General features: G+C 55.2%; 13 protein-coding genes and 1 riboswitch. Of the genes, 3 read left to right on the forward strand and 10 right to left on the reverse strand.

What is annotated here, in order from left to right; genetic code table 11:
- Window positions 1-219: 219 nt before the first annotated feature.
- Window positions 220-420: riboswitch (cobalamin riboswitch) on the reverse strand.
- 98 nt (window positions 421-518) lie between these two features.
- From HQ37_RS01665 to HQ37_RS08035, 6 genes are all read right to left on the reverse strand, one after another.
- Window positions 519-2,738 (reverse strand): beta-N-acetylglucosaminidase domain-containing protein, encoded by a 2,220-nt coding sequence (locus HQ37_RS01665; RefSeq protein ID WP_235264614.1) that lies wholly within the window; start codon window positions 2,736-2,738, stop codon window positions 519-521.
- A gap of 316 nt (window positions 2,739-3,054) precedes the next feature.
- A complete protein-coding gene (locus tag HQ37_RS01670; RefSeq protein WP_036879506.1) occupies window positions 3,055-4,068 on the reverse strand; it encodes a glycosyltransferase family 2 protein in 1,014 nt (337 codons plus the stop codon).
- Between the two features lie 13 nt (window positions 4,069-4,081).
- Window positions 4,082-5,056, reverse strand: coding sequence for a lysophospholipid acyltransferase family protein (locus tag HQ37_RS01675; RefSeq protein WP_036879508.1), 975 nt, complete (start codon window positions 5,054-5,056; stop codon window positions 4,082-4,084).
- A 2-nt stretch (window positions 5,057-5,058) separates the two neighbouring features.
- Window positions 5,059-6,369, reverse strand: coding sequence for a tRNA (N(6)-L-threonylcarbamoyladenosine(37)-C(2))-methylthiotransferase MtaB (gene mtaB, locus HQ37_RS01680; RefSeq protein WP_036879510.1), 1,311 nt, complete (start codon window positions 6,367-6,369; stop codon window positions 5,059-5,061).
- 11 nt (window positions 6,370-6,380) lie between these two features.
- Complete coding sequence (locus HQ37_RS01685) at window positions 6,381-6,797, reverse strand: hypothetical protein (RefSeq protein WP_052080681.1); 417 nt, start codon at window positions 6,795-6,797, stop codon at window positions 6,381-6,383.
- Window positions 6,797-7,153 carry a DUF3276 family protein gene (locus HQ37_RS08035; protein ID WP_052080682.1) on the reverse strand — a complete coding sequence of 119 codons (357 nt, stop codon included), beginning with the start codon at window positions 7,151-7,153 and terminating at the stop codon, window positions 6,797-6,799. The genes HQ37_RS01685 and HQ37_RS08035 overlap by 1 nt, the downstream gene beginning before the upstream one ends.
- A gap of 391 nt (window positions 7,154-7,544) precedes the next feature.
- Here HQ37_RS08035 and HQ37_RS01695 point away from each other — a divergent pair, with 391 nt between their 5' ends.
- The 3 genes from HQ37_RS01695 (at window position 7,545) to kbl (ending at window position 11,782) form a co-directional block, all read left to right on the forward strand.
- On the forward strand, window positions 7,545-9,524 hold the full coding sequence (locus HQ37_RS01695; RefSeq protein ID WP_036879512.1) for a hypothetical protein: 1,980 nt from the start codon (window positions 7,545-7,547) through the stop codon (window positions 9,522-9,524).
- A 607-nt stretch (window positions 9,525-10,131) separates the two neighbouring features.
- On the forward strand, window positions 10,132-10,548 hold the full coding sequence (locus HQ37_RS01700; RefSeq protein WP_036879514.1) for a DUF5606 domain-containing protein: 417 nt from the start codon (window positions 10,132-10,134) through the stop codon (window positions 10,546-10,548).
- Between the two features lie 43 nt (window positions 10,549-10,591).
- On the forward strand, window positions 10,592-11,782 hold the full coding sequence (gene kbl, locus HQ37_RS01705; protein ID WP_036879516.1) for a glycine C-acetyltransferase: 1,191 nt from the start codon (window positions 10,592-10,594) through the stop codon (window positions 11,780-11,782).
- Between the two features lie 92 nt (window positions 11,783-11,874).
- Here kbl and HQ37_RS01710 read toward each other — a convergent pair whose 3' ends face one another.
- From HQ37_RS01710 to serB, 4 genes are all read right to left on the reverse strand, one after another.
- Window positions 11,875-12,225: a MarR family winged helix-turn-helix transcriptional regulator gene (locus HQ37_RS01710; RefSeq protein ID WP_036879518.1), complete on the reverse strand. Its 351-nt coding sequence runs from the start codon at window positions 12,223-12,225 to the stop codon at window positions 11,875-11,877.
- A 21-nt stretch (window positions 12,226-12,246) separates the two neighbouring features.
- Window positions 12,247-14,697 (reverse strand): FAD-dependent oxidoreductase, encoded by a 2,451-nt coding sequence (locus tag HQ37_RS01715; protein WP_036879520.1) that lies wholly within the window; start codon window positions 14,695-14,697, stop codon window positions 12,247-12,249.
- 222 nt (window positions 14,698-14,919) lie between these two features.
- Complete coding sequence (locus HQ37_RS01720; protein ID WP_036879522.1) at window positions 14,920-15,225, reverse strand: Dabb family protein; 306 nt, start codon at window positions 15,223-15,225, stop codon at window positions 14,920-14,922.
- A gap of 30 nt (window positions 15,226-15,255) precedes the next feature.
- A complete protein-coding gene (gene serB, locus HQ37_RS01725; protein ID WP_036879525.1) occupies window positions 15,256-16,494 on the reverse strand; it encodes a phosphoserine phosphatase SerB in 1,239 nt (412 codons plus the stop codon).
- Window positions 16,495-17,126 lie beyond the last annotated feature (632 nt).

Below are 17,126 nucleotides of genomic sequence, written 5' to 3' on the forward strand. Positions count from 1 at the left end.
ACACTACAGATGCCAAAGAGCCTCGGCCAGTACTCGAGTGCTAACCCACGGATCAACTCTCGAGCCCTCGGCCAAGGCTCTCAGACACTAAATTACTATGGCTCGTAAACCATACCTATCCGGAGTTGATGAAGAGTGGATAGGGACTCTTCTCGGGATAATGCAACCCCTCGGCACTCCCTGGCGTAGGAGGGGACGGGTTGTTGCTTTCCTCGAAGCATAGAAAGGCTTTGCAGGTCTTCTGGCTTATGGCCGTCGGTGCGCTCCCTTCCCAGAGACACAGAACCTCCAGTGGCTAATTGAGCGAACCTACCTGTAGACCAAATACAGCAGCGGGACTGCTCGAGACTCTCACTCGTATTCCCTTTTAAGCCAAGGCCCTCGAGAGGCTTTAGACTCATCGAGAACTTTGGCACAAAGCCGCAGCAAATGTAACCATAATCTGATACATAGACAATAGAAGATCGCCCTACAGTCCCAAAATCTTTGGAGGCTGTAGGGCGATCTCTATTCGGCCTTTAGTGTACCAGTCGCCAAGACTTGAAGTACACCTGTAGCTCGGTGGCTGTCGTCTGTCTGAGGCGTAGGCGTGTCCAGCGGCCTGCCTTCATGGGGGCGATGTCTGCTCGAAGGAGCGTCTTGCCCGCTCTCTGCATGAGGGGGAGGGCGATCCACTGCCCGCCCTGCTCAACCTCGAGGGTGAAGGAGGGAGCAATATCCTTCGTGCCGAGGTCAAACTCTAAGCTCTTGAGCTCGAGGGGCTCGACGGCTTGTAGCTCGAGGGTAGCACCGCTGGCCCAGCGGATCACCTCGTTGGAGGGGGAGATGGTGATCTGCTTGCCTCGGGACGAGAGGGCTAGGCCCGAGAGCTGGGCTACGTCGCTCGAGAGCGAGCAGGGGAGGTAGCGTGTGGCCGAGGATAGCTGCGTGCCGTGTGCCTGATTGTAGGCCGCTACCGATCGGGCGAAGGTGGCGTCCAGGGCAGGCAAGAGGCGTAGCGTCGCCAGGCGCACCCCTGGCTGATAGGGGTTCTGGTTCTCAGAGCTATCGATCTCGTACATCTGCTCGAGCAGAGAGAGGATGTGGGCGTGGATCTCGGCAAAGGCCTTGGGCTTAGCCTCTCGGGCAGCCTCGAGGGAGATAACCTCCTGCCCGTAGCGTCCGATCAGCCTAGCCATGCGCAGCCAGGGGGCTAGCTCGGCAATGAGGGCAGGGTTGTCTCGGCTGCTCAGTAGGATGTTAGCCGACCGCTCGAGTTTGAGGCACTCATCGCCCAGGGTGCGGAGGTCGTTTAGGCTCACCTCGCTGCCCCTCTCGATGCGTCCGAGCAAGTCCTTGAGCTCGGAACTCTCCTCACGACGGAAGAGATGCCCGTTGGCTCCGAGGTCGGAGCTGTGCTCGGCCAGGCAACGCAGGGCCGAGGACTGAGCCCCTGCCAGCGAGACGATCGAACGCTCCCAGGAGCGTTGACTGTCGTAGCTCTTCATATTCCATATGTAGTCCGCAATGCTGTAGAGGGCGATCTTGGAGGCCTCGGCATGCTCCATGGGGTTGGAGAGGAAGCCTGACAGATCCTCTGCGATCTCGAGCGAATTGCCGTAGGTCGCCCCGAGGAGCATATGGTTGCGTACGAAGTCAGAGACGGGGAAGTTGAACCAAATATAGGCCCGACGCTTGATGTGGCCATTGATCCACTGCATATCGGGCTTGTCGATGCAGGCCACAACACGATTACCCGTCCACATGATCTCGATGTCGGGGTCAAGCTCCCGACCTAGGGTGGGGAGGTAGCCCTTCTCGATGCGAGACCAACTCTTGTTGTACTCGGTGGGGCACATGACTAGAGGGGCTACGTCGCCCTTGCGGTGCACGAACTCTCGGTTGATGTAGTTGAGCAGCTCGGCCTGCTTGTCGGCTTTCGTCCCCTCGCCCGAGATATCGTCGAAGAAGACGGCGAAGCCTCGTACGCCGAGCTGGTACATGAGCTCGAACTTGTGCAGCAGCAGGTCTCTATCCTCTGCTGTCCACTTGATGTCCTGACCAGGGTGGATCGCCCAGTAGAAGGTTACCCCATTGCGCTTGGCCTCCTCGACGAGGGTGCGGATCTGCTGCCCCTCTACCTCTGGATAGGGTCTGCGCCAGTTGGGGACGCTGTGGTAGGGATCATCCTTAGGCCCGTAGATATAGACATTGAGCTTGTTACGGCCGTAGAAGCGGAGCTGGCTCAGGCGTGCCTCGTGGCTCCAGGGTGTGCCGTAGAAGCCCTCGACGACCCCACGCCAGCGCACGTCGGGGTAATCAACAATGCTTCCACAGGGCAATTGCCCCTCGTGCTCAGCCTCGAGCAGCGAGCGGACGGCATAGCGCAGGCCTGCCTCGTCGTGCCCAGCCAGTACGATGCGTTGGGGCTCGATGCTGAGGAAGTAACCCTCGCTGTGCTTGGGAATCTTGTTCGTATAGCGGCGTATGGCCTTGTCGCCTCGGATGCCCAGGAGGATCTCTGTGCGGGCCTTGGCATGGTGTCGCACTCTTTGGCTGAGCTCTTGCCCAGCGAGGCTCGAGAGGGTCTTGCTCGAGGCCGAGAGTCGTGCCTCAAGGGGCCAAGCGATGGTTTTACCAGCCTTGTCGGCCGTAATCTGCTGGGGAGTGGGGTTGATGTCGCTGAAGCTCTGTGCCGAGAGCGTCGCAGAGGCCCAAAGGAGGGCCAGGGTGAATAGGGTTCTCGCCTTCATTCTCATATCTGTTTGATGATGGTTGAGGACAAAAATAGGGAAAAAAGTGCAACCTCATTCCTCCTGACGAAACCCCTCTCGGCCGCTCCGCTCTGAGTCTCTATTGTGCTCCTTTTGAGACCTCGATCGAGTCCCTATTTGAGCCTCACTTTCATTCCTACTTAGATCTCGAGTGAAGTCCTACTTGAGCCTCGGTGACGATCCTACTTAGACCTCGATTGAGGCCCTATCTTAATTCGGTATAGCTCTATGGGGTTAAATCCTTACTTAACGTGAGTTCGGTATAAGTTGCAGGGAGCTATGCTTGTGCCCTTGGATTAGGCTATCTCTTGAACTCGGAGAAGCGCTTGATCCCGAGGGCATAGTACTGCCAGAGGACACTCTTTCGGAGCATAGTTGAGGGGATAGACTCGCCTCTATTTCGCTGGCCCGCAAAGTCGGGAAACATCTGCCTAGCATCTCGCCAGGCGGCCAGGACTGCCCGAGCGTGGCGGCGTTGTCCTCGCAGAAGGTACACCCCTGAGGCCAAGAGGTCAAGGATGAAGCGCATGACGACTACCTGCCTCCATCGCTTGAGTGGGAGGTTCTTGTAGAGCATGAGCAGGTTGTTTCGGAAGTTGAGGTAGCACTTGCGAGGGTTATTCATGTCTAGGCTACCTCCACCTAGGTGGTAGACAATCCCCCGAGGGGCTGCTACGATGCGGCCTCCTTGTAGCTGTAGTCGCCAGCAGAGATCGATTTCCTCTTGATGGGCGAAGAAGCGGGCATCGAGCCCTCCGGCCGATAGATAGGCCTCTCGACGGACAATGAGGCATGCCCCACTGGCCCAAAATATATCACACACCTCATCGTATTGTCCTCGATCCTCCTCTAGAGTGTCTAGGATGCGGCCGCGGCATAGAGGATACCCCCAGCGGTCTATATACCCCCCTGCTGCCCCAGCGTATTCGAAGTCTTGGGGGGCTCGCAGTGATCGGATCTTGGGCTGTACGACTACGATGGAGGGGTCTGCCTCGAGGAGCTCTAGGGCCTCCTCCTGCCAACCGGCAGAGAGGCGCACATCGCTATTGAGCAGGACGATGATTGGATGGGGAAGTGAAGCAATGGCGCGATTGTAACCCTCGGCAAAGCCATAGTTCTCCTCGAAGCAGATGAGCCGAACGGCTGGATAGTGCTCTCGAAGGTAGTCCACAGAGCCATCAGTCGAGCCATTATCGACGATGATAAGCTCGGCTCTGGGCTGAGGGGTGTATGCGACCCAGGAGGGGGCGAAGTCCTCCAGCAATGCTCGACCATTCCAGTTGAGGACAACGACGGCTACTTGTGGAGTATCCATTGAGGGCTTCTCTTCAGACATTTTGCTGGTTAAGGTAATCCGTAAGGCGTTCGCTCCTTACGGCCTTGGGGTAGTCCTCGAGGGCATACCGCCAACGCTTGTGGCTCCAGAGCCATCCGGCCTTGTCTCGCATGATCGTTGCCTCGAGCATTCGGGCGTAGCTCTCCGTGATCTCATAGGGCTTGGCCTCTTTGGGGTTCTCGCAGATGAGCTTCATATGCCCTACGTACTGCCTATCCGAGAGGCGCTCGATGTCCATGTAGATGACTGGCAGGTTGTACTTGCGGGCCAGTCGTTCGGCCCCATCGAGGAAGGCCGTGGGCTGATTGAGGAAGAGTGTCCAGTAGTTGACATGGTCTCGGCTAGGCTTTTGGTCAGAGAGAAAGAGCCAAGACCTAGGCTGAGGATTGCTCTCCTTGAGCTCCGAGAGCATACGTCTCCCGATCTCAGACTTAGGTACTACGAGTGAACCATGTTGGGTGCGCATCTCGAGGAAGAGGCGGTCGGCGGCTCGATCTCGCAGTGGCCTGTAGAGCTGATCTTGAGTGATGCCCATAGGGGCTAGGTAGAGAGAGCCAGCACTGAACAACTCCCAGTTGCCACAGTGTCCTAAGAGGAGAATGCTGTGAGGGAGACCCTGTCGGAGTAGTCGCTCGAATAGCTCCAGGCCCTCGTACTTGAGATGCCTTTGGAGGATGGTCTTGCTCGGTTGGGAGAGCATCTTGGCGGCGGAGATGAACTGCATGACGAAGCGGCGATAAAACTCTCTCGCTAGCCTCTCCGCCTCAGTCTGGCCGAGCTCGGGGAAGCTGCGCCTTATATTCTCCTGCACAACTGTCCGCCTATAGCCTACACCTCGGTGCAGCACCCATCCCAGCCCTCGAGACAAGGCGTGGATGCAGGGCCAAGGCAAGCTAGCACACAGCCCCAGTGCTGTCTTGTAGGCTCTGTAGCGTATTCGTTCGGTGAGGGTGTATTGGTTCGTCATTTTTATATCAGAAATGCTTCGCTTTTGTGTAGGGCGGTAGGGGTAAGCCTCGACGAAGTGCCGACGAGGCTTGGATCGTAGGATCGACCGATGCGGATATAATTGTCCGATAGACCAGTCATCCACCCTTCGGTTTGCCCCATCTCCCAGATTACTCGGTGCTCTCGACCAATGTTCGACAGGTAGAAGGCCTTGAGCCGCTCCTGAGATAGATGTGTGAGTAGCTGGCTACGTCGCTGCTTCTCTCTCGGTGAGACGATGTGGGGAATGCGCAGTGCTGCAGTCCCAGCCCGCTCGGAATAGGTGAAGACGTGTAGCTGGGAGAAGGGTTGACTCGTGATGAAGTCTAGGGATTGCTCGAAGAGCTCCTCTGTCTCTCCTCTCGTGCCCACGATCACATCGACACCGATGAAGGCCTCGGGCCAGACTGACTTGATGCGCTCCAGTCTGCGAGCGAAGAGGTGGGTGTCGTAGCGCCGGCGCATCAGGCGAAGAACCTCGTCGCTGCCGCTCTGCAGAGGAAGGTGGAAGTGGGGCACGAATGCTCGGGACGAGGCGCAGAAGTCGATCAGTTCATCGCTCAGCAGGTTAGGCTCTATTGAGCTTATACGAATGCGCTCGATACCCTCTATTCGGTCTAGTGCTCGGGCTAGGTCTAGCAGACTCTCTCCTGTAGATCGCCCGAAGTCGCCAATATTCACCCCCGTGAGGACAATCTCTAGCCCACCAGAGCGAGCGATCTGCTTTGCCTGCTCGACGAGTGTGGCTACGGGGGCGTTTCGACTTCGTCCTCGGGCTCGGGGGATGGTGCAGTAGGTACAATGGTAGTCGCATCCGTCCTGAACTTTGAGGAAGTGCCGAGTGCGTTCGTCCGTCGAGATGCTTCCGTAGAAGGTCTTGATCTCTGTCGTCGTGGTTGTCTCAATCTCTCCCAGGGGGGGAGTCTCGCTGCTTAGCCTCTCGAGCCAGAGATACAGGTCGAGCTTTTGCTCTGTGCCTAGGACGAGGTTTACCCCATCTATTCTTGCGACCTCTTCAGGGCTTAATTGGGCATAACAGCCTGTTACGATGATGAAGGCCTTGGGGTGCTCACGATGAGCTTTGCGGATGATGTTCCGACACTTCCTATCTGCCATCTCTGTTACCGAGCAGGTATTGATGACGCATATATCGGCCCGCTCCCCTTCTCTAGCCGTGCGCACCCCCTGCTCCAGCAGGGAGCGAGCGATGGTAGAGGTCTCTGCGAAGTTGAGTTTGCAGCCTAATGTATAGTAGGCAGCTGTTTTGTGCTCGAATACAGTCGGGTCTGTCATATATCCTTAGCCTAAGCCTCTCGTAGAGCTGCTCGGTAATGTAGGGCAACGCCTAGGAGCGAGATCCCCAAACCTATGTAGAAGCCCGCAACGAAAGACTCGGGCACATAGCCCGAGAGGCGGAGCAGGATGCCAAAGCTCATCATCACTACCATCACAAGCCAAGAGGAGGGCTTGAAGCAGCTCCATAGTGGATGCTTGCCTGAGGGTAGGGCTGAGACAAAACCGATGTTTTCTCGGGCTACAGGGGGGAAGATAATTGCCGAGAAGAATACCAGGGCTACTACGAGCCAAACATAGTTCCACACTACCACCTCCGAGCCCATCCATGCTGGGATGCCGATAGAGAGTACCTTAGCCCCTGAGAATAGCCAAAGACCGATGGCCGTCCAGTAGAGGCCTCGTTTCGATACATATATCTTATCCACTACTCCCAGTCCCCCTCTTTACCGATAAACTCGTCGAGGTTAAGCTCATCTAGCTCCTCGAGTCTCAGCCGATCGCTGCTCTCCATCTCTCCCGAGGTACTGTCGCTGACCCCACTACGCACAAACTTGATGACGTCCAGCAGGGCAGCGGTAAACTTATCCAAATCCTCTTCGTAGACGAATATGCGCTGACGCTCTCCTCCTGGGCGATCGCTCTGTCTGCGCTCGCACAGGACGATGTAGTGTGAGCCTGCGCTATCTTTTTTTGCGTCTATGTAGTAGCTCCTCGTACCGGCCTTGACCAGTCGGGTGTAGAGCTCTTGCTGTCGTCCTTGGTCTTTATTCTTTTCCTTCATTTCTATTGTGTTAAGTCATCTGCCACTTCACGGCTCAAAATGACCATCAAAGTTAGTACAATTCTTCCTCTCTCCAATTAGATAAATTCTGTTTATGTTATTTTTGTTTTAGATAAAATGTGTAACTTTGTTGCCGTAAATGTATTAGTGTATAATATTAATTGATTGAGGTGATTATGAAGGCAAATAGAATAGGGATGGGAGAGACTTATATTGCTCCTTCTATTAGGGTCTTATTTCTGAGGCAAATGTCTTTGTTACAGCAGTATTCTACGCATGAGATCTCTGACTCGTGTGCTTCCTTTGAGAGCATGACCAACGAAGATGAATGGATGTCTGACTCCGATGCCGTTTGGTAGTCTGGTCTTCAAACAAAAATGATTTGCAACTTATGAAGAAGTTTTTTGCTTTCTTGATGCTATTGATGTTATTCTTCCCATCGTGTAAGAAGGATGAAGGGCCTCGTCCTGGACCACCAGATACTGATGAGTATACTCTTGTTCCTGCGGAGCTGTACACCGTTGCCGACGAAGTGCGCTTGCATCAATACATAGAATCAACTCCTGGGGGAGAGGAGGCTGGCCGGATCGCCACCCCTTTCATGTCGGAGAGGAATTTGAAGATCCGTGTCGTGGTGCGCAGGCATACAGCTGAGGGGTTGAAGTATGCCTATCAGACGCTGATCTTTAACAAGGTGAGTGGAGAGAATCGAGCCACCTTCACTGGTGAACTCATAACGCCCAAGGGCCCCGGGAATATGGAGATCGCCGCAGTCCTCTTGGCTGAAGAAGGTGCTGGAGGCGAAGAGTTCATGCAGGTCCATAACAATAGTGTTGATGTTGTTAGGACGGCTCCGATCAATCCGATCCTGACTGTCATGGAAACGCTCCCAGGGGGGAGGAAGAAAGTCCGCACGAGGATTCCCTACGTTTCCGAATGGAGGCCCATGACTATTGTCAACAAGAAGATCGAGGTCGATAATGGCTCCTCTGACCTAAGGAAATGTCTGATCTTTAGGCCCAGCGGTACGCTCTTGCGCTTGAGGTTTACCTACAGTGGCACACAGCCTCGGACAATTAGTGCTATACGTATTAAATCCAATGTCTTAGTGAGGCATTGGAACTATTGTTTTACTCGTAACTCGCTAACTGGGACTGCTGATGGTAATTTGGTTCAAGGCTATGTGGACAATGATAGCCAGATTCGCTTAGAGGAGCTCTATAATTTCCCCCAACCTGTAACGCTCTCGAGTAGTAATCCCAAGTCCCCATGGTACTACCTTTGGGTGATGTCTCGTAAGCCAGGTCTCCCCCCCCCCTCGGGTGGTTTCGAAACGAAGATATCTGTCTTAGAAACGAATGCTTCAGAACGACAAGTCTTCTCAAGTACTCGTGAGACTCTCAAACTAGGAGCAATCCCGATTGAAGTTCCTGGCTGTTCAGATTTTCCTTTCGGTAAGTTGCCGCTCGATTTCGTTGCCCCTAAAAATTTGGCTAAAGTAGCTGGTGCTTGGAAGCTCCAAAGTGACAATACTATCCCGAACTCTCCCAATAACCAAATATTCCCCTTCGCAGACGTTCTGAGCTTCCGACATAACGCCCCTCCTCAAGGTCGATTGATCGGTACCGATCGCTACTATATCCCTGAGGATGTCGATATGTGGAGCCTATTCCTTATGGGGGAGAATAAACTCAATGTATCTCCTATGGGAACATGGTTTAATGTCCGACAGGATCGGATGCGTGTAGGAGGGCCTGGAGGAAGAATGTTTCAAGGAGACTCCCAGGGAGTATATCGCTCTTATTGGTATCGTCATACAGATGGAGTAGTTTATGCGGTGCGCTTGACGGGTAGGAATAACTGTCATGTCCTGGCCTATCGCTATCGCTTTGTTGGAGGAACTGCTCCGAATCCTAGTAATTCCTATGTGGAGGTTAGCTCGCGCTATGTCGGTAGAGATGCTTCTCTTGGGATTGGTGGAGGAACTCTCTCTCAATCACAATGGCAGAACATTCTTCAGACCCATGTTTGCCAACCTGGCTTTTGGACTCCTGGCCCTGGCCGTCGCTTCTCGCAGACAGTAACTCTGCCCACTATCGGAGCGAAGCAATTAGATGGAGCAACTGGAAACGATCTTTTTATACGTTGGGGGGATGGTCGATTAACTGATGGAGTGTATGGTGTATATTGGATTTCTGAACCTGGGGCTAACTATAGTCGTTACCTAGACTTTGGAACTTTCTTTTTTGAATTCCCTGAGAATCGAGTTGGTTTAGCTGGCCATTTATCTACTGTCTCAGCCCCTTTTACAGCTCCTGGACCTCCTCGAGCATCGGTGCGTCTCTTCAAAGATTTGAGAACCTTCCCTTAAATTATGCCAAAGCTCTAGGAAAGCTTTATCTCCGAATGTGTATCAGGGCAAGCCCTCTCTTTAGGGAGGAGGCTTGCCCTGATTATTTCTCTAAGGCTAGGAGTTCGTATGGGCTTTACTTCTTGATCAAGGAGTATTCCTTCCCCTATGCCAACTCCCGAGAGTGGGGGTAGGCATTTCGATATACCTCTCGGGGGCTCTTCGCTGCGTCCTAGATAGAGGCTCAACTAAGCTCCTAGATAGAGGACTATAGTTACGCTCTCGGTAGGGCTTCCCTGGAGGTGTCAGTAGGATCGCAACAGAGATCTAAGTAGGATCGACGATGAGGCTCAGATAGGATCGCAGCAGAAGTCCTACTTGGGTCTCATTAGAGGTTCAAATAGGATCGCTTCGGAGTGCTTCTCGGGAGTGTTATCGAATGCCCTCTTGGGCCTCAAGATCGCCCTCATTGGACTGTCGAACGAGGAGCGGTGCGCGCCCCTCCTATCCGCCCCTCACGCCGAGGGTATAGGCCGTACGAAGAGAGATCTTCAGCTCGAGGGCTAATCCAAAAGTGTTTAGTATATTTGCCAAACATTTAGATACGAAACAAAACGACAACGAAACAATGCTCAAAACTATCCTGTCTGTCTCGGGCAAGCCTGGTTTGTACCGCCTGCTTTCGCAGGGAAAGAACAATCTGATCGTCGAAGCCCTTGCAGACGGTCGTCGTATGCCCATACATGCAGCTGACCGTGTAGTCTCGCTCGGAGACATCGCTATGTTTACCCATGCCGAGGATGTGCCCCTGGCCGAAGTCCTCGAGTCCCTCTACAAGCACCAGGGTGGTGCACCCGTAGAGATGGCTGCTCTGAAGGACAGCGACGCCCTGAGAGAGCTGCTCGCACAGGTGCTCCCCGACTTCGACCGTGAACGGATCTACCCTACAGACATCAAGAAACTCTACACTTGGTACAACCTACTCCTCAAGGCTGGCTTCACGAGCTTCGTTGCTCCCGAGGCTGCCACCGAGCAGGCGGAGTAAAGATCGGACATATTCATCCAATATCAAGTAATACCTCTAACCCATGTACAAGGCAATCAAGCAGCACCTGCAGAGCGAGCTCGACGGCATTCGCCAGGCAGGTCTTTACAAGCAGGAGCGCATCATCATCACTCCTCAGTCCGCAGACATCAAGGTTGGCCAAGGGCAGCCCGTGGTGAACTTCTGTGCGAACAATTATCTAGGGCTCTCAGACCATCCACGCCTCATCGAGGCGGCCAAGAAGGCTATGGACAGCCATGGCTTCGGGATGAGCTCTGTACGCTTCATCTGTGGTACGCAGGACATTCACAAAGCCCTCGAGCGTGCCATCGCAGACTACTTCAAAACTGAGGATACGATCCTCTATGCCGCTTGCTTCGATGCCAACGGAGGTCTGTTCGAACCCCTCTTCGGCCCTGAAGATGCCATCATCAGCGACGCCCTCAATCATGCCTCCATCATCGACGGCGTACGCTTGTGCAAGGCTCAGCGTTACCGCTATGCCAATGCCGATATGGCTGATCTGGAGCGTGTCCTGCAAGAGGCGCAGTCGGCCCGCTTCCGCATCATCGTAACCGATGGTGTCTTCTCTATGGACGGTAATGTCGCTCCTATGGACAAGATCTGTGATTTGGCAGATAAGTACGATGCCATGGTTATGGTGGACGAGTGCCATTCTGCCGGTGTCGTTGGCCCTACGGGTCGTGGTGTCGCTGAGCAGTTCAACTGTTATGGTCGCATTGACATCCACACGGGTACGCTGGGTAAGGCCTTTGGCGGTGCTGTCGGGGGCTTCACTACAGGGCCTAAGGAGGTGATTGATATGCTGCGTCAGCGTTCTCGCCCCTACCTCTTCTCCAACTCCATCCCCCCCGCAGTGGTGGGTGCAGGGCTCGAGGTCTTCAAGATGCTCGAGGAGAGCAGCGAGCTGCATACTAAGCTGATGAAGAACGTTAATTACTTCCGCGACAAGATGATCGCAGCAGGCTTCGACATCAAGCCAACTCAGTCTGCCATCTGCGCTGTGATGCTCTACGATGCCAAGCTCTCGCAGGACTATGCCGCACGTCTGCTTGAGGAGGGAATCTATGTTACGGGCTTCTACTACCCCGTAGTTCCCAAGGGTGAGGCTCGCATCCGTGTTCAGCTCTCCGCTGCACACGAGCAGCATCACCTCGATCATGCTATCGAGGCCTTCATCAAGGTTGGCCGTGAGCTGGGTGTGATCAAGTAAGTCTGCCCCCGAGCAACGTATATCGCCCCCACAGAGCTAGAGGCTCTGTGGGGGCGATATGCTTGAGGTCGGTATGGTTTCTCCAGTCGCCCCTAGAGCATCTCCCGAAGCGAGGCGAAGTCGAGCTCGAGGCTGCGGAGGCGACCCAGGGTCTCTTCGCCCTGGGCTGTCAGGGCACAGATGACGCGCCTGCGATCCTCCCTTGCATTCGTCCGAGAGAGCAGGCCCTTGGTCTCGAGACTCGCCAGTACCTTGGAGGTGTGGGCAGGCAGTAGGCCTACGCACTGGGCCAAGTCTTTCGAGCATCGGCTCTCGCCCGCAAGGGCGCAGATGATCATAGCCTCGTTGAGGTCTACTCCTGTTTGCTCTATCAGTCTGGTCTCGAGCAGACGAAACGCTCGTACGATCTCTCTTAGGGTGCAAATCGACTGGATCTGTTCCATAACGCTTTTTACTAGATAATACTATATGAAGAGGTTTATATTGGCCTTGTCGGCACGTTGCATGTAGGTGGCTACGCCGCCGATTGTTACCTCGGGGAGGAGCTCCTCACGGCTAATACCCATCACATCCATAGACATTTGGCAGGCGATGAATTCGACCCCAGCTTCGAGGGCCTGGTCTCTCATCTGCTCTAGGGGCGTTACCCCTCGCTCACGCATCACACGGCGCATCATCCACGCTCCCATGCCTCCCATGTTCATCTTGCTCAGTCCCAGGCCCGTGCTGTCCTTCGGGAGCATGAAGCCGAAGAGCTTGCCCCAAAGATCCTTCTTTGGTGGGATAATGCCCGAACGCTTGATCGCATTCAGCCCCCAAAAGGTGAAGAAGATCGTAACCTTCTCCCCCGTGGCTGCAGCTCCATTGGCTAGGACGAAGGTGGCTAGGGCCTTGTCTAGGTCATCGCTAAAGAGAATGAAGGTCTTGCCCTTGCCCCCAGCGGAGCTCTGCCCCGATGTGCTTGCCGCCGCAACGTCCTGTTTCTCGACGATGGCATAGTACTCCCCGTGGCTGCTTCCTCCCTCTACAAAGCGATGTCCAGTGGTTTGTGTCCAGGCCTCGGCATCACGAACAAACCCTGGGTCGGTGGCGAGGATACGTACTTTTTGGCCGAGACAAAGCCCGTCTACAGCCTTGCGCAGCGTTACGATAGGGCCAGGACAGCATAGCCCTCGGGCATCGATCTCGAGGCAGTCTGAGTGCTCCCTCGTCTCTGTCTCCTCTCTTCGCTGGCAATGGTTGCGAGGGCGAGCGGGGGCGGAGTAGTCCTTCGTGGCTACGCTCCATAGCTTGTATCCACCCACTAGGTTGTACACCTGGGTGTAACCTCTCTGGCGCAAGATGTTCGAGGCGAGGTAACCCCTCAACCCCACCTGACAATAGAGGACAATACGCTTGTCCCTAGGGATCTCGCTCAGGCGTTCGCGCATATCATCGACAGGGATATTCACTGCCCCGGGGATATTGCCTAGCTCGAATTCGTAGGGCGTACGCACGTCGATGATGATAGCTCCCTCGGCCTTGAGGGCTTCGATCTCTCTCCAGTAGACAGGCTGCACCCTGCCCTGGATGATGTTGTCTGCGATATAGCCGGCTAGAGCTACAGGATCCTTGGCCGATGAGAAGGGGGGCGCATAGGCCTGCTCGGTGCGCATGAGCTCGTTGATCCCCCCAGCCTGCTTGATGATCTGTGCGATGGAGTCGATGCGCTTGTCTACACCCTCTGCCCCGACAGCCTGTGCCCCATAGAGGCGACCGCTCTTAGGGTCGAAGGTGATCTTGAGCGTTAGGGGATGGCTGCCTGGATAATAGCCCGCATGGCTCATCGGATGTAGGGTTACCGAGCGATATTCGATACCTGCCTGTTGTAGGGCCTTGGCGGGTAAGCCCGTCGCCCCCACGACTAGGTCAAAGATCTTGGCAATCGAAGTGCCGATAGCCCCCTCATAGGGCTGGGTCTCTAGGCCCGCTATGGTATCGGCTACGAGGCGAGCCTGTCTGTTGGCAGGGCCAGCCAAGTAATTGAGCCAAGGGCGACCGGTGAGCGGATGAGGATACTCGATGGCATCGCCGACGGCATAGATATCCCTCTTCGAGGTCTGTAGATATTCGTCTACGACGATGCCGCCACGCTCACCGAGCTGTAGGCCTGCTGCTTGCGCCAACGTCGTATTGGGGCGTACCCCGATCGAGAGGATGACGAGGTCGGCCTCGACTGTCTGCCGAGAGGACAGATGCAGTAGCATACCTCTCTTGAGGCTCTCGATACGCTCTAGGGCACTGCCGAGGTAGAGGCCTATGCCCTGATCCAACAGGTGTGCCTCGACGAAGCTCGCCATAGAGTAATCGACGGGAGCCATGACTTGCTGAGCCAGCTCTACAATGCTGACCTCCATACCGATATGGTGGAGATTCTCCGCCATCTCTAGGCCGATAAAACCTCCGCCGACGATGACTGCTCGCTGAGGGTGGTGCTCTTCTATGAAGCTCTTAATAGCATCAGTGTCGGAGACATTGCGCAGGGTAAAGACCCCTGGGCTCTGTATCCCCTCGATCGAGGGGACGAAGGGTGAAGCTCCAGGGGAGAGTAGCAGCTTGTCATAGCTCTCGCGATAGAGCGATCCGTCTTTGCGGCGGATCTCGACGCTATGCCCCTCGGCATCGATGCTGATGACCTCTTGCTCGGTGCGCACATCTAGAGCGAAGCGGCGGCCGAAGGAGGCTGGGGTCTGGACAAAGAGATTGTCTCGCTCTCGGATCGTACCCCCGATATAATAAGGGAGTCCGCAGTTAGCGTACGAGATATGCGCTCCTCTCTCGACGAGGATGATCTCGGAGTGCTCGTCGATGCGCCTGAGGCGTGCGGCTGCGGTAGCACCTCCTGCTACCCCGCCAACGATGATGTACTTGGCCATGTGTTGAATGTAGTCTGATCCCCGAGGCGAAGCCTTACTGCCCTCGGGCTTGGGTGAGTGAATTGAATGAACGTACAAAGCCCTCTAGAGAGGCCTTCAAGTATAATAACTATGACCAAGCAAAGATTGTTTCCTGTGGATAATATATCAGTTGAAAGACAGCAACACTTCCCCCTCCTCCGAGGGCATCATGCCCTGGTGAAGGGAGCTCTCACCTCGCCTCTAGCTCAGGCGAAAGTCCACGCAAGCACGCTGCTTGAGGTAGGGCTTGATGAGCTCCTGGACAATGCGCAGGTGCTCTAGATGCTGGGCGTAAGCGGGCAGCTCCTCGAGCGAGGGGACGACGGCCTCGAGGGCGAAGTCGTAGGCCTCGGCTGGGTTCTCATTCAGGTGAACGCTGAGACTCTCTAGTGGGGCAATGACCTCTGGCAGTCGCTCAAGGGATTGCTTGATGTGCTCTAGATGTGCTGCCCGCTGCTCGGGACTCTCGAAGCCCTCGAGGGCAAATAGGACGATATGACGTAGCATAACTGAGGGATATAGGGATCGAGGTGTGGATTATTTAGAACGATTGATGGCCTCCTCATCGAGGAAACTGTCCTTGTAGCCGAGGAAGTAGAGGATGCCATCGAGCCCCACATTGCTGATGTGTTGCTTGGCGTTCTCCTTGACCTTGGGCTTGGCGTGGAAGGCGATCCCGAGCCCTGCTGTCGAGAGCATGGGCAGGTCATTCGCCCCGTCGCCCACAGCTACAGTCTGTAGGAGGTCTACGCCCTCGACCTGAGCCAAGAGGCGCAGGAGCTCTGCCTTGCGCTTACCATCGACTACGTCGCCGAGGTAGCGACCTGTGAGCTTGCCATCGACGATCTCCAGTTCGTTGGCATAGACATAGTCCACGCCGAACTTACTCTTGAGATAATTGCCGAAGAAGGTGAAGCCCCCCGAGAGGATAGCGATCTTGAAGCCGACCACCTTGAGGGTCTTCATCAGACGCTCAACCCCCTCGGTCATGGGGAGGCTCTCGGCGATGTCCTGCATGACAGAGATGTCCAGGCCCTTGAGCAAGGCTACCCGCTGACGGAAGCTCTCTGTGAAGTCCAGCTCGCCCCGCATGGCTCGCTCGGTGATCTCTCGTACCTGCTCGCCCACGCCAGCTCTATCGGCCAGCTCGTCGATGACCTCGGTTTGGATGAGGGTCGAGTCCATATCGAAGCAGATAAGCCTTCGGGTGCGGCGGTACATGCTCTCCCGCTGGAAGGAAATGTCCATGCTATACTTCGAGGCCAAATCCATGAGCGAACGCTGTAGGATGGCAGTATCCTCGAGCGTGCCACGCATAGAGAATTCGACACTGGCCAACGGCCCGTTCTCCTCCTGACGTAGAGAGATGCGCCCCGTTAGACGCTTAATATCGTCGATATTAAGTCCTTGTTCTGCGCTGATGCGCGCCACGCTGGCGATCATCTGTGCTGTGATCTTGCGGGCTACGATAGTGATGATGTAGCGGTTCTTGCCCTGTAGGCTTACCCATCGGGTGTAGGCCTCGTCGGTAATGGGGCGGAAGCGGATCTTCACTCCCAGCTCGTAGCTGCTGAAGAGCAGCTCCTTGAGGATGTCGCCCGAGCGTTCCTCCGTCGTTTGGAAGAGAATCCCGAGGTTGAGGTTGTTGTGTATGTCGGCCTGTCCAATATCGAGGATGTATGCATCGTACTCGGCTAGCACTGCTGCCAGTGTGGCGGTAACGCCTGGTTTGTCCTCTCCTTGGATCGTAGCCAGGATGATCTTATGTCTTTCCATAAATAGGTGGTTTGTTTCCTTCTAAGTAAACAGTCGGGTTGCAGGGGCTCGGCTCTGTCTCTCGTCGAGGAACTTCTCGGAGCGACTCGCCCCCTCTGCTGGGCGGAGAGCTATGGGGAAGCCTCTATCGGTTCTTCGGCCAGGATCGTAGGGGCTGGGGGAGACCCTCGATGGATGCACCCTCGGCCTCGGCCGATCATGCGGCCCAAGAGCCCGATGAGCTCGCCCAAGCAAAGGTACTAAAAGCCTTACGAAAATACCTCAGAGATTTGCTCTTATTTGCCGAAAGGCCTCCTCTCCTCCTCCGATTAGCTCTCCTCCCTCCCCTTCGGTGGGGAGCTTTTGTAGCTCTATAGTTTTCTCAATGGAGGCTTAGGTAGCAGTTCGATGGAGTTCCTATTTATACCTCACTTGAGGTCCTACTTATATCTCGATGGCGATCCTATCTATACCTCTACAGCATCCCTATCGAGATCTCTGCTGAGGGCCTATCTAGCAGCTCAGCTGAGGCTCTACCGAGCGTTCGCAGCTGGGCCCTCCCAAGCCTGGAGGGGCGACCCTCTCGAGGCCGAGATAACGATCCCGACGAAGGCGATACCTTACGCCCCAGGCCCGATGAGCCCCGTCGAAGG

This window comes from Porphyromonas sp. COT-239 OH1446 (assembly GCF_000768875.1).
Taxonomy (GTDB): domain Bacteria; phylum Bacteroidota; class Bacteroidia; order Bacteroidales; family Porphyromonadaceae; genus Porphyromonas.

Coding starts and splice junctions, on each gene's coding strand:
- HQ37_RS01665 (WP_235264614.1), bottom strand. CDS start 2,738: ATGAGAATGAAGGCGAGAACCCTATTCACCCTGGCCCTCCTTTGGGCC.
- HQ37_RS01670 (WP_036879506.1), bottom strand. CDS start 4,068: ATGGATACTCCACAAGTAGCCGTCGTTGTCCTCAACTGGAATGGTCGA.
- HQ37_RS01675 (WP_036879508.1), bottom strand. CDS start 5,056: ATGACGAACCAATACACCCTCACCGAACGAATACGCTACAGAGCCTAC.
- mtaB (WP_036879510.1), bottom strand. CDS start 6,369: ATGACAGACCCGACTGTATTCGAGCACAAAACAGCTGCCTACTATACA.
- HQ37_RS08035 (WP_052080682.1), bottom strand. CDS start 7,153: ATGAAGGAAAAGAATAAAGACCAAGGACGACAGCAAGAGCTCTACACC.
- HQ37_RS01695 (WP_036879512.1), top strand. CDS start 7,545: ATGAAGAAGTTTTTTGCTTTCTTGATGCTATTGATGTTATTCTTCCCA.
- HQ37_RS01700 (WP_036879514.1), top strand. CDS start 10,132: ATGCTCAAAACTATCCTGTCTGTCTCGGGCAAGCCTGGTTTGTACCGC.
- kbl (WP_036879516.1), top strand. CDS start 10,592: ATGTACAAGGCAATCAAGCAGCACCTGCAGAGCGAGCTCGACGGCATT.
- HQ37_RS01710 (WP_036879518.1), bottom strand. CDS start 12,225: ATGGAACAGATCCAGTCGATTTGCACCCTAAGAGAGATCGTACGAGCG.
- HQ37_RS01715 (WP_036879520.1), bottom strand. CDS start 14,697: ATGGCCAAGTACATCATCGTTGGCGGGGTAGCAGGAGGTGCTACCGCA.
- HQ37_RS01720 (WP_036879522.1), bottom strand. CDS start 15,225: ATGCTACGTCATATCGTCCTATTTGCCCTCGAGGGCTTCGAGAGTCCC.
- serB (WP_036879525.1), bottom strand. CDS start 16,494: ATGGAAAGACATAAGATCATCCTGGCTACGATCCAAGGAGAGGACAAA.